The 10915-nt window shown below is 68.8% G+C and carries 15 protein-coding genes; 5 read left to right on the top strand and 10 right to left on the bottom strand.

Annotated features, from left to right (window positions below; genetic code table 11):
• From VHK87_RS11345 to VHK87_RS11320, 6 genes are all read right to left on the bottom strand, one after another.
• On the bottom strand, positions 1–722 hold a 722-nt coding region (locus tag VHK87_RS11345), incomplete at its 3' end, for a biotin/lipoyl-containing protein (protein WP_329635005.1).
• 3 nt (positions 723–725) lie between these two features.
• Positions 726–1157 (bottom strand): aldehyde-activating protein, encoded by a 432-nt coding sequence (locus tag VHK87_RS11340; RefSeq protein ID WP_329635004.1) that lies wholly within the window; start codon positions 1155–1157, stop codon positions 726–728.
• Positions 1157–1570, bottom strand: a complete 414-nt coding sequence (locus VHK87_RS11335) for a GFA family protein (protein WP_329635003.1) — start codon at positions 1568–1570, stop codon at positions 1157–1159. Before VHK87_RS11335 ends, VHK87_RS11340 begins: the two co-directional genes overlap by 1 nt.
• Positions 1563–3011 (bottom strand): pyruvate dehydrogenase complex E1 component subunit beta, encoded by a 1449-nt coding sequence (locus tag VHK87_RS11330; RefSeq protein WP_329635002.1) that lies wholly within the window; start codon positions 3009–3011, stop codon positions 1563–1565. Before VHK87_RS11330 ends, VHK87_RS11335 begins: the two co-directional genes overlap by 8 nt.
• The gene (gene pdhA / locus VHK87_RS11325; protein ID WP_329635001.1) at positions 3008–4036 is read right to left on the bottom strand and encodes a pyruvate dehydrogenase (acetyl-transferring) E1 component subunit alpha; all 1029 of its coding nucleotides are present in this window, start codon (positions 4034–4036) and stop codon (positions 3008–3010) included. The genes VHK87_RS11330 and pdhA overlap by 4 nt, the downstream gene beginning before the upstream one ends.
• Positions 4037–4096: 60 nt before the next feature.
• Positions 4097–4393, bottom strand: coding sequence for a septum formation initiator family protein (locus VHK87_RS11320; RefSeq protein ID WP_329635000.1), 297 nt, complete (start codon positions 4391–4393; stop codon positions 4097–4099).
• A gap of 313 nt (positions 4394–4706) precedes the next feature.
• Between VHK87_RS11320 and VHK87_RS11315 the strand changes: the two genes are divergently transcribed.
• The gene (locus tag VHK87_RS11315) at positions 4707–5501 is read left to right on the top strand and encodes a nucleotidyltransferase domain-containing protein (RefSeq protein WP_329634999.1); all 795 of its coding nucleotides are present in this window, start codon (positions 4707–4709) and stop codon (positions 5499–5501) included.
• Between the two features lie 48 nt (positions 5502–5549).
• Here the strand turns inward: VHK87_RS11315 and eno are convergent, their stop codons facing one another.
• Positions 5550–6830, bottom strand: coding sequence for a phosphopyruvate hydratase (gene eno, locus VHK87_RS11310; RefSeq protein WP_329634998.1), 1281 nt, complete (start codon positions 6828–6830; stop codon positions 5550–5552).
• 122 nt (positions 6831–6952) lie between these two features.
• On the opposite strand from eno, the gene VHK87_RS11305 reads away from it, so the two are divergent.
• The 4 genes from VHK87_RS11305 to VHK87_RS11290 are packed head-to-tail and all read left to right on the top strand — an operon-like array spanning position 6953 to position 9347.
• The gene (locus VHK87_RS11305; protein ID WP_329634997.1) at positions 6953–7729 is read left to right on the top strand and encodes an enoyl-CoA hydratase; all 777 of its coding nucleotides are present in this window, start codon (positions 6953–6955) and stop codon (positions 7727–7729) included.
• A 57-nt stretch (positions 7730–7786) separates the two neighbouring features.
• The gene (locus VHK87_RS11300; RefSeq protein ID WP_329634996.1) at positions 7787–8935 is read left to right on the top strand and encodes an AAA family ATPase; all 1149 of its coding nucleotides are present in this window, start codon (positions 7787–7789) and stop codon (positions 8933–8935) included.
• Between the two features lie 21 nt (positions 8936–8956).
• On the top strand, positions 8957–9130 hold the full coding sequence (locus tag VHK87_RS11295; RefSeq protein ID WP_329634995.1) for a VOC family protein: 174 nt from the start codon (positions 8957–8959) through the stop codon (positions 9128–9130).
• A 40-nt stretch (positions 9131–9170) separates the two neighbouring features.
• Complete coding sequence (locus tag VHK87_RS11290; RefSeq protein WP_329634994.1) at positions 9171–9347, top strand: VOC family protein; 177 nt, start codon at positions 9171–9173, stop codon at positions 9345–9347.
• Positions 9348–9393: 46 nt separating this feature from the next.
• Here the strand turns inward: VHK87_RS11290 and rpmF are convergent, their stop codons facing one another.
• The 3 genes from rpmF to VHK87_RS11275 all read right to left on the bottom strand — a co-directional run.
• Positions 9394–9576, bottom strand: a complete 183-nt coding sequence (rpmF, locus tag VHK87_RS11285) for a 50S ribosomal protein L32 (protein ID WP_320356209.1) — start codon at positions 9574–9576, stop codon at positions 9394–9396.
• Positions 9577–9666: 90 nt separating this feature from the next.
• Positions 9667–9999, bottom strand: coding sequence for an MmcQ/YjbR family DNA-binding protein (locus tag VHK87_RS11280; protein WP_329634993.1), 333 nt, complete (start codon positions 9997–9999; stop codon positions 9667–9669).
• A 14-nt stretch (positions 10000–10013) separates the two neighbouring features.
• Positions 10014–10915, bottom strand: a 902-nt coding sequence (locus tag VHK87_RS11275) for a CTP synthase (RefSeq protein WP_329634992.1), incomplete at its 5' end; no start/stop codon positions are given.

Genomic DNA, 10915 nt, shown 5'->3' with positions numbered 1-10915 from the left:
AAGTGCGGCACGTCCCGGAAGCTGTCCGTCATCCGCCGGGCGACCGTCTTTCGCATCCCGTCCAGCGGGATGAGATCGTAGCTGCCTTCCGGGATCCCCATCTGCTGCAGCGACTGGACCGGCCGAGGCTCGCCGCGCGCTGCGGGCGCCACGCCGGGCGTCTGGGCCGGCTTCGCGCCGGGCTGGGCCTTTTCCACGTCGGCGCGGACGATCCGGCCGTGCGGGCCGCTGCCCTGGACGGCCGAGAGGTCGATGCCCTTCTGCTGCGCGATCCGGCGGGCGACGGGCGAGGCGAAGACGCGTGCGCCCCCTCCGCCAGCCTTCGGCTGCCCCACCTCCCCCGTCGTCTCCGCGACGGGTGAGGATCTGCCCGCAGGTGTTTGATCTTTCTCTCCTCTCCCGCTCGCCGGGGAGGGGAACTGCGAAGCGGTGGAGGGGGCGTTGGGCGCAGCCTCGGCCTTGGTCGGCGGGACCCCTGCGCCCTCGCCGCTCAGCCGCGCGATCGGCGTGTTGACCTTCACTTCCTCGGTGCCCTCGGGCACCAGGATCTCCTCGACCACGCCTTCGTCGACCGCCTCGACCTCCATGGTCGCCTTGTCGGTCTCAATCTCGGCGATCACGTCGCCGGCGGCGACCTTGTCGCCCACCTTGACGTGCCACTTGGCGAGCGCGCCCTCCTCCATGGTGGGCGACAGAGCGGGCATCAGGACGTCGATCGGCATGGCTCAGGCGCTCGGCATGGCTTCGACGAGTTCGGTCGGAGTCCAGCGGGCCATGCGGCGCGCCAGCTTCTCCTCGTCGGTCTCGTCATCATAGGTGACAGGCTCGGGCGTGCGGCCCTGGAAGGCCTCCAGCCCCGCGCCCCAGGCGTTGAGCGTGGCCAGGCCACGACCGTTCAGCGGCAGGTAGGAGGCCACATAGACCCCGCACTCGGCGCAGATCAGCGCGTCCACCTGCTTTCGTCCGAACCGGTAGCGGGTGAGCGCGCCCGGTGCGGCCTCGATGAACAGGCGGCTCTCCGGGTCCGAGGTGGTAGCCGCGCCGTGCCGCCGGCAAAACCCGCACTGGCAAGCCCTTAGCGGCAGCTCCTCAGGCGGCCTGCTCGGATGGAAGAGCACCTTGATCGCCCCGCAGTGGCACTGGCCAGCCAGCTCCATCACGAGAACTCCTTGGAGAGGTGCGCCAGCTCCGCGGCGTTCGCTTCCCAATTTCGGCCGTCGAAGGCGGCGATGTTCAGCGACAGCCCTTCCGTCTCGTCCAAGCAGCGCGCGTTGACGCTCCAGCCGTCCGGATTGGACCGCGGCCGGTAGAAACTCTTGATGCCGCACTCGGCGCAGAACAGGTGCCGGGCGGTGCGGGTGTTGAAGGTGTATTCGGCCAGCCGCTCGGCGCCCTTGGTCAGCCGGAACCGGCTCTCCGGCACGATCACGTGCACGAAGCCCGACTTGGCGCACATGGAGCAGTTGCAGGTCTGCGCCTCCACCTCGGCGGGCAGGCACACCTCGAACCGCACGCCGCCGCAGTGGCAGCCGCCGGCGCGCCAGGTGAACGCGTCCTCGCCCCTAGGCACGATAGCTCACCGCCTTCGCCGCCTTGACGATCTTGTGGACCGACGGCAGCGATAGGGCCTCGAGGTTGGCCGCGTAGGGCAGCGGCACGTCCTCCTGATGAACCCGGGCCGGCGGGGCGTCCAGATAATCGAAGGCATGCTCGATCACCCGGGCGATCACCTCGGCGCCGACGCCCATGGGACCCCAGCCTTCCTCGACGGTGACGAGCCGGTTGGTCTTCTTGACGCTCTCGACGACGGTTTCGTGGTCGAGCGGCCGGATGCTGCGAAGGTCGATCACCTCCGCCTCCAGCCCCTCCGCCGAAAGCTCCTCGGCCGCCTTCAGCGCCAGGCCCACCATCCGCGAGTAGGCCACCAGCGTCACCCCGTCGCCCTGGCGCCGGACCTTGGCCTTGCCGATCGGCAGCACCCAGTCCTCCCCTTCGGGGACGTCGAACTCCTGGCCGTAGAGCATCTCGTGCTCCAGGAAGACCACGGGGTTCGGGTCGCGGATCGCCGCCTTCAGCAGGCCCTTGGCGTCGGCGGCGTCGTAGGGCGCGATCACCTTCAGCCCCGGCACGTGGCCGTACCAGGCGGCGTAGTCCTGGCTGTGCTGGGCCGCCACCCGGGCCGCCGCGCCATTCGGGCCGCGGAACACGATCGGGCAGCGGATCTGGCCGCCGGACATGTAGTTGGTCTTTGCCGCCGAGTTGATGATCTGGTCGATCGCCTGCATGGCGAAGTTCCAGGTCATGAACTCGACGATCGGCTTCAGCCCCGCCATGGCCGCGCCGACGCCCAGGCCGGCAAAGCCGTGCTCGGTGATGGGCGTGTCCACCACGCGGCGCTCGCCGAACTCCTGCAAGAGGTCGCGGGAAACCTTGTAGGCCCCCTGGTACTGGGCGACCTCCTCGCCCATTAGGAACACCGCCTCGTCGCGGCGCATCTCCTCGGCCATGGCGTCGCGAAGCGCGTCGCGGACCGTCTGGCGGACCATCTTCGCGCCTTGAGGCAGCTCCGGATCCTTCAGCGGCTCGGCCGTCGGGCGCACCGCCGCCGGCCCCTCGCCTTCCGGCCGATCACCCTTGGCCTCGGACGGCCCCTTCTTCTCCTCGTCGCCCGAGGGTTCCTTGGCGAAGGCGCGGTCGGAGACGGTGTCTTCCTGCTTCGCGTCCGCAGCGGCCGGCGCAGTACCGCCATTGCTCTTCGGGGCGGCCGCTCCGCCTTCCCCGGCCAGACGCGCGATCGGGGTGTTGACCTTCACCTCCTCGGTTCCCTCGGGCACCAGCAGTTCCTCGACCACGCCTTCGTCGACCGCCTCGACCTCCATGGTGGCTTTGTCGGTCTCGATCTCCGCGATCACGTCGCCGGCGGCGACCTTGTCGCCCACCTTCACGTGCCACTTGGCGAGGGTGCCCTCCTCCATGGTCGGCGAGAGAGCCGGCATCAGGACGTCGGTCACTGGGCCGCCTCCACGTAGACGTCGGTATAGAGCTCGGCCGGGTCGGGCTCGGGCGAGGTGCGGGCGAACTCGGCGGAGTCGGCGACGATGGCCTTCACCTCGGAGTCGATGTCGCGCAGCGCCGCCTCGTCGGCGAAGCCGCGCTGTTCCAGCAACTCGCGCAGGTGGTCGATCGGGTCGCGGGTCTTGCGGACCTCGTCCACCTCCTCGCGCGTCCGGTACTTGGCCGGGTCGCTCATCGAGTGGCCGCGGTAGCGGTAGGTCTTCATCTCCAGGATGTACGGCCCTTCGCCGCTGCGCGCGTGCTCGGCGGCCTTGGCGGCGGCGTCCCGGACCGCCAGGACGTCCATCCCGTCCACCTCCTCGCCGGGGATGCGGAAGGAGGCGCCGCGCATGTGCAGGCGCGTCTCCGAGCTCGAGCGCTCGATCGCGGTGCCCATGGCGTACTGGTTGTTCTCGATGACGTAGACGGCCGGCAGGCTCCACAGCTCCGCCATGTTGAAGCTCTCGTAGACCTGGCCCTGGTTGGCCGCCCCGTCGCCGAAGTAGACGAAGGCCACTTTGCCGTTCTGCCTGTAGCGGTTGGCGAAAGCCAGGCCCGTGCCCAGGCTTACCTGCGCGCCGACGATGCCGTGGCCGCCGTAGAAGCCGGCTTCGGTCGAGAACATGTGCATCGACCCGCCCTTGCCCTTGGACGAGCCGCCTTCGCGGCCGGTGAGTTCGGCCATCACCTCGCGCGGATCCATGCCGCAGGCCAGCATGTGGCCGTGGTCGCGGTAGCCGGTGATGACCTGGTCGCCCTCCTGCTGCACCGCTTGGACGCCGACCGCGATCGCCTCCTGGCCGATGTAGAGGTGGCAGAAGCCGCCGATCAGGCCCATGCCGTAGAGCTGCCCGGCCCGCTCCTCGAAACGGCGGATCAGCAGCATGTCCCGGTAGTACTTTAGAAGCTCGTCCTTGCTGGCCGCCCGCTCGGGGGCCTCCTTCGAGGCTTCGGCTTTCGCGGCCTGCCGCGCACGCGCCATCGGCGTCTCCCAGAACCCATGTGCGAGCCCTAACTCGGGACCGCCCCTGGCGGGTTCCGGCTAGTGCTCGATGCGGATCACATAGTCTCTTGGATCGCTGTAGCCTAGCAGGGAGCGGGCCCGCTCTTCGAGAAGATCGCGTGACAAGCTGCTATCGCGCAGCAGCTTGGCCCGGACCTCCAGGTCCGCCCGCTCGGCCTGCAGCAGGGCCAGCTCGTGCCGCTTGGCCGAGAGCTCGGCGTCGCGCACCGTCGACGACAGCAGGCCCCGCTCGCCGGTGAAGGCGTGGAACCCGAAGTAGAAGATCAGGAACGCCAGGGCGGCGGTCGGAAGGTAGGGGCGAAGGCGTACGATCACGGGTCGATTCTGGCGGGAGGAGAACTTCGCCCAACTTGCGCCCCGATGCTTAATTCGACGCTAACCACGGAGCTTAGCCGTACAACTTCGGTCCCCAGGTTGGGGAAAATCGTGTGGGCTGGAGCAACAGCCATCGACGCCGACGGCGTCGCCAGCTCCTTAAACACAAGGGACAACCAAGACCACAAAGATCACGAACAAGCCGAGGAAAGCGCCGGAGCGCGCCCACAGTGGAAAGCTCGTGACGTCCGCTCACAAGGCCCCGGCCTAGAACTCGATTGCGCCTGGACACGCCGGCGACGAGCCTTCGCTCATGACCAGAGACGATCTCCTCGCCGCCGCGACTGAGGCGGCCCGCGCCGACCCGCGTGTCCTGGCCTTTTTCCTGACCGGCAGCCTGGCGACCGGAGAGGGCGATCCGTACAGCGACATCGATACGGTCATGGTGGTTGCCCCGGGCGACCTGCCGGACATGGTCGACGACGCGCGTGCGTGGGTGGAGGCGCTGACTGAACTGGTGCTCTGGAAGCAGGTCCACCCGCCCTACCCGCTGTTCCACGCCATCACCCCGGAGTGGCTGCGCTTCGACATCACCATCACAGCGCCCGACCGCTTGGGCCTCAGCCGCGACCGCACCCGGCCCTTGCTGGACCGCGCGGGGATCTACGAGGCGTTGCCGCCGCACCCGCCGACGAAGCCTCTGAAGCCTGAGGCGGTCGGACGGATCGTCGAGGAGTTCCTGCGCATCCTGGCGCTGGCGCCCGTCCCGCTCGCGCGCCGCGACTACGTCGCCGCCGTCACCGGCGCCGGACTGCTCCGCGGGCTGCTGATCGAACTGATGGTCGCCGAACAGAACCCCGTGGTCCCGCCCGGCGCCAAGAGCCTGTCGAGGGTGCTGCCGCCGGAGGACATCGCGTTGCTCGAGGGGCTGCCGAGCCCGGCAGCGGCGCGCGAGGCTTCGCTCGCCGCCAACCTCGCCCTCGCCGAAGCATTTCTTCCCAGAGCACGGCGACTTGCCGAGCGCAGCGGCTTGTCATGGCCGCACCGCCTGGAGACCGCGTGTCGCGACCATCTCCGCCGCGAACTCGGGCTTGAGATCAGCGCCTGACACGACCTCCTACCTCCCGCCGTTGCGCCGGGGGAGGTAGAGAGACTTCTAGCTCGCCCGGATCGCGCCGCGGCCGGCGTAGAGGGCTTGGTCGGCGAGCTCTTCTTCGATGCGCAGCAGCTGGTTGTACTTGGCCATGCGGTCGGAGCGGGACAGCGAGCCGGTCTTGATCTGACCGCAGTTGGTGGCGACCGCCAGGTCGGCGATCGTGGAGTCCTCGGTCTCGCCGGAGCGATGGCTCATGACGGCGGTGTAGGCGGCCCGGTGGGCCATGTTCACCGCGTCAAGAGTTTCGGACAAAGTGCCGATCTGGTTGACCTTCACCAGGATGGAGTTGGCCAGCCCGCGGCTGATGCCGTCCGACAGGCGCGCGGGGTTGGTGACGAACAGGTCGTCGCCCACCAGCTGCACCCGGCCGCCGAGGCGATCGGTCAGCTGTTTCCAGCCGTCGAAGTCGTCCTCGGCGCAGCCGTCCTCGATGGAGACGATAGGGAACTGGCCGACCAGCGCCTCGAGGTAGTCGACCATGCCGGCTGGATCGAGGGTCTTGCCCTCGCCCTCCATCACGTACTTGCCGGACTTGAAGAACTCGGTGGAGGCCACGTCGAGGCCCAGCACGAAGTCCTCGCCGGGGCGGTATCCCGCCGCCTCGCCGGCCTTCATGATGAAGCTCAGCGCCTCCTGGGAGCTGGCCAGGTTCGGCGCAAAGCCGCCCTCGTCGCCGACGTTGGTGGAGTGACCGGCGTCGTGGAGGGCCTTCTTCAAGGCGTGGAAGATCTCCGCGCCCATCCGCAGAGCCTCGGCGAAGGTCTCCGCGCCGCTCGGCAAGATCATGAACTCCTGCACATCGATCGGATTGTCGGCGTGGGCCCCGCCGTTGATGATGTTCATCATCGGCACCGGCAGGATGCGGGCCGAGACCCCGCCCACATATTTGTATAGCGGCAGGTTGGCGCTACCGGCCGCCGCCTTGGCCGCCGCCAGGCTGACGCCCAGAATGGCGTTGGCGCCCAGCCGGCTCTTGTTGGGCGTGCCGTCCAGCTCGATCAGCATGCGGTCGATGCGGCGCTGGTCCTCGGCGTCGTGGCCGGAAAGGGCGTCGAAGATCTCTCCGTTGACGGCATCCACCGCCTGCGTGACCCCCTTGCCCAGATAGCGGGACTTGTCGCCGTCGCGCTTCTCCACCGCCTCGTGGGCGCCGGTCGAGGCGCCGGAGGGCACCGCCGCACGCCCCATCGAGCCGTCCTCGAGGACGACGTCCACCTCCACCGTCGGATTGCCCCGGGAATCGAGGATTTCGCGGGCGGTGATGTCGACGATCTCGGTCATGGCGGCCTCAGTCTGGGTTCGGGGAGGCGCCTGCCTTAGCGCAAGGATTGCGGCCCCGGCAACGCTCGCCTTGACTCGATGCCGCGGCCCGCGCTGATGCCCGCGACCGAGAGGAGAACCGGATGCTGCTCGTCGATACGCCCTCGGACGGGGTCGCCCTCGTCACGCTGAACCGCCCCGAGGCGATGAACGCCCTCTCCAAGGCGCTGCGGGCGCAACTGCACGAGGCGCTGCAGCGGCTCGACGCCGACCCAGATATCCGCGTCATCGTGCTGACCGGCGCCGGCGAGCGCGCATTCACCGCAGGCCTCGACCTGAAGGAGCTGGGCTCCGATCCGAACGGCATGCAGGCCGCCAACGCGACCGATCCCGCCGAGAACCCGGCCCGAGCGGTCCTGGCATGCCGCAAGCCGGTGATCGCTGCGGTGAACGGCGTGGCCATCACCGGCGGCTTCGAACTGGCGCTGGCGTGCGACGTGCTGATCGCCGCGACGAGCGCCCGCTTCGCCGACACCCACGCCCGGGTCGGCATCACCCCCGGCTGGGGCCTGTCCCAGAAGCTGCCGCGCCTGATTGGCCCCTACCGCGCCAAGGAGCTGTCTCTGACCGGCAACTTCCTCGACGCCCGCACCGCCTGCGACTGGGGCCTAGTGAACCGCGTCGTCGAGCCGGCCGAGCTGATGCCCACGGCCCTCGCCCTCGCCGCCGAGATGGCCCAGATCGACGCCGACATGCTGATCGTCCAGAAGGCGCTGATCGACGACGGCTATGCCTTGTCGCTGGAAGACGGCCTTGCCCTCGAGCACGAGCGCTCCAGTCGCCACAACGCCGGCGTGACGCCGCAGATGGTCGAGGAGCGCCGCGCGGCGGTGCAGGCCAGGGCGCGGGCGCAGAAGTAGCCTGCACTGGAAGGGCCGTCCCTCTCCCGCTAGCGTGCCCGCTCGAGGAGGGCGGACATGGCGCTTGAGCTGCGCGAATTCCGGGCGAGCGGCTACCGATCTCTAAGGAGCATCGCCTATCCAGTCTCCGGACTGGAGGTGTTCGTCGGCGCCAACGGCGTGGGAAAGACGAACATCTACCGCGCGCTGGAGTTGGTGCGTTCCGCCGCCGCAAACACCCTGGGATCGGACCTGGCGCAGGAAGGTATGGGCTCGGCGATGTGGGCGGGCTCCCATCCTCGCAATTCACCTATCCAAATGGGCTTCTCCGTGGGCCTGGCCGAGTCCGGCAAGGACCGCCCGAGCTACAGCTACGACGTCACCGTCGGCTTTCCGCCGCGCGTCGCGGCGCCGGCCTTCGCTCAGGAGCCGCAGGTCAAGGAGGAGACGCTCACCTTCCTGAGCGGGCGCCGGCCGGTGCAGCTGATGCACCGCAAGGGCCATTCCCTCACCGTTCGCGACGAGGCCGGGCGCGTCGTCGAAGTCGACGCCGACCTGCTCGCCTCCGAGACGGCGCTGGGACGACTGGAGGATCCCTCGCGCTATCCGGACCTCGAGCTTGTTCGCAGGACGCTGCTGCAGTGGCGCTTCTATCACGACCTCCGGACGGATGCGGCCTCGCCCCTGCGCCGGCCGTGTCCGGCCGTGGCGACTCCGATGCTCGCCTCCGACGGCTCCAATCTGGCCGCGGTGCTGGCGACGCTGGCCTACATCCGGGAGGACACGAGCGAACTCGACGCGGCTGTCGAGGCGGCGTTCCCAGGCGCTAGCCTGGTCGTCGAGGATCCTTCGGGGCGCGATGTCGGCTTCAGGCTGCGTTTTCCGGAGTTCCCGAATCGCGAGTTTGACGCCGCCGAACTCTCCGACGGCACGTTGCGCTACCTGGCGCTCGCCGGAGCGCTGCTCTCGTACCGCCTGCCGCCCTTCATCGCGCTTAACGAGCCCGAAGCGAGCCTCCATCCCGCATTGATGGAGCCGCTCGCTCGCCTGGTGGTGCAGGCGGCCAGGCGATCACAGGTGCTGCTCGTCACCCACTCGGAGTCTCTGGCGCGAGCCATTGCCGAACTGGGAGCCGCTAAGGTTCGAACGGTTCAGAAGCGAGAGGGCGCAACTGAGATCGCCGGGCTCTCCAGGTGGGGCGAGTTCCACGACGAAGACGATGAATAGCCGGCTCAGGAAGGCATTCGGATGAACCGGGTCACCCCGCTGCTGAACGTGCAGGACGTCGCCCGCAGCCTCGCCTTCTGGCGGGACCTGCTCGGATTCGAAGTGGTGTCGACCTTCGACTGGGAAGGCCGCCTCGCCTGGGCGCGGCTCAAGCACGGCGAGGTTCAGCTCATGCTGAACGGCCGCGGGGGGTGACGCCGCTCACCGGCTGGCGCGCGATCGCTACACCGATGCTGTGCTGTGCTTTGCGGTGGACGACGTCCATGCCCTGGTCCGCGAACTACGCGCGAAGGGGCTCCAGGTCGAAGATCCGGAGGCCCAGGAGTACGGCCTCGACGAGATCGTCCTGCGCGATCCGGACGGCTACGACCTGGCCCTCTCGAGCCCGTCGGACCTGTCCGCCCGCAGGTAGCCTGCGAGCGCCGCCGAGGCGCTGGCCTCGGCGGCGACTCGCCAGATCAGTCTTCCTTCGGCGTCAGGACCTGGCGGCCCTTGTACATGCCGGTCTTGAGGTCGACGTGGTGAGGCCGCTTCAGCTCGCCGGTTTCCTTGTCCTCGGCGTACGCGTTCGGGCCGAGCGCATGGTGCGAGCGGCGCATGTTGCGCCGGGACGGCGAGGTCTTTCGCTTAGGGACGGCCATTTGAGAATCTCTTAGGCGTGCAAATTCAAACGGCGGCCGGAAAGGGCCGCCGACGTGAGCGCGGGTGTATGCCCGAAAGCCTCCCGCGTTTCAAGCCGCGCCTTTCACCAGTTTCTTCGGCGCGACGGCGGCCCAGGCGAGCCGCAGCAGCGTCTCCAGCGTGGCTAGGTCTGCCTTTTCGAACCAGACGAAGGTCCAGCCGTGCTGGGGCTGGTAGTCGCATTCCTCGACCACCTGTGGATGGGCGGCGATCATGTCCAGCTGCACCTCGCGGTTCAGCTTCAGCACGATCCGCGGCCGGTCGAGGTGGACGGTGCAGAAGATCTTCTTCCCGATGCGGAACGACGGGATGCCGTGGTGGTCGGCCTCGTAGGCCTCAGGCAGCGCCAGCGCGATCCGGCGGATGTCGTCTCGGGTGGGCATCGAGCCAGCTTACACTAGACCAGCCGGCTCCGTTCCTTCGCAGCCCCGATGAAGCTGGCGAACAGGGGGTGCGGGTCGAAGGGGCGGCTCTTCAGCTCGGGGTGGAACTGGACGCCGACGAACCACGGATGGTCTGCCCGCTCGCAGATCTCCGGCAGCACGCCGTCCGGCGAGAGACCCGAGAAGGTCAGGCCCGTCTGCTCGATAGCCTCCCGGTAGCCGATGTTGACCTCGTAGCGGTGGCGGTGCCGCTCGCTGATGGTCGCCCCGCCGTAGATCTCCGCGACGCGGGAGCCTGGGGCCAGCACGGCCTCGTAGGTCCCCAGGCGCATGGTGCCGCCGAGGGCGTCGCCCTCCTTGCGGATCTCCTTTTCGTTGCCGCGGGTCCACTCGGTCATCAGGCCCACGATCGGCTCGGAGGTGGGGCCGAACTCTGTGGAGGAGGCCTGCTTGATGCCGGCCAGGTTCCGCGCCGCCTCGATCATCGCCATCTGCATGCCGAAGCAGATGCCGAAGTAGGGAATGCCGTGCTCGCGGGCGAAGCGGACCGCCTGGATCATGCCCTCCGAGCCGCGCTCTCCGAAGGCGCCGGGCACCAGCACCCCGTGAACGCCCGTCAGCCGCTCGGCGATCAAGGCCTCGTCCACCTGTTCGAACGCCTCGCCCTCGACCCAGTCGAAACGGACACGGACGTTGTTGGCGACCCCGCCGTGGACCAGCGCCTCGACCAGCGACTTATAGGCGTCGGTCAGGCCGGTGTACTTGCCGACGATGGCGATGTTCACTTCGCCGTCGGGATGGCTGAGCCGGTGGGCGATGTCCTGCCAGCGGGCCAGGTTCGGCGGCGGGGCGTCGTGCATGCCGAAGACGTCCAGCACCTCATGGTCGAGGCCCTGGGCGTGGTAGTCGAGCGGCA

It is taken from the genome of Phenylobacterium sp. (assembly GCF_036263695.1).
Lineage (GTDB): Bacteria > Pseudomonadota > Alphaproteobacteria > Caulobacterales > Caulobacteraceae > Phenylobacterium.
The sequence above is the reverse complement of the archived record's forward strand: the minus strand, read 5'-3'. Positions and strand labels throughout refer to the sequence as shown.

What these genes read in the sequence shown, in the direction of transcription:
- VHK87_RS11295 (WP_329634995.1), top strand. Translation starts at nt 8,957, where the DNA reads ATGAACCGGGTCACCCCGCTGCTGAACGTGCAGGACGTCGCCCGCAGC.
- VHK87_RS11280 (WP_329634993.1), bottom strand. Translation starts at nt 9,999, where the DNA reads ATGCCCACCCGAGACGACATCCGCCGGATCGCGCTGGCGCTGCCTGAG.
- eno (WP_329634998.1), bottom strand. Translation starts at nt 6,830, where the DNA reads ATGACCGAGATCGTCGACATCACCGCCCGCGAAATCCTCGATTCCCGG.
- rpmF (WP_320356209.1), bottom strand. Translation starts at nt 9,576, where the DNA reads ATGGCCGTCCCTAAGCGAAAGACCTCGCCGTCCCGGCGCAACATGCGC.
- pdhA (WP_329635001.1), bottom strand. Translation starts at nt 4,036, where the DNA reads ATGGCGCGTGCGCGGCAGGCCGCGAAAGCCGAAGCCTCGAAGGAGGCC.
- VHK87_RS11340 (WP_329635004.1), bottom strand. Translation starts at nt 1,157, where the DNA reads ATGGAGCTGGCTGGCCAGTGCCACTGCGGGGCGATCAAGGTGCTCTTC.
- VHK87_RS11305 (WP_329634997.1), top strand. Translation starts at nt 6,953, where the DNA reads ATGCTGCTCGTCGATACGCCCTCGGACGGGGTCGCCCTCGTCACGCTG.
- VHK87_RS11315 (WP_329634999.1), top strand. Translation starts at nt 4,707, where the DNA reads ATGACCAGAGACGATCTCCTCGCCGCCGCGACTGAGGCGGCCCGCGCC.
- VHK87_RS11300 (WP_329634996.1), top strand. Translation starts at nt 7,787, where the DNA reads ATGGCGCTTGAGCTGCGCGAATTCCGGGCGAGCGGCTACCGATCTCTA.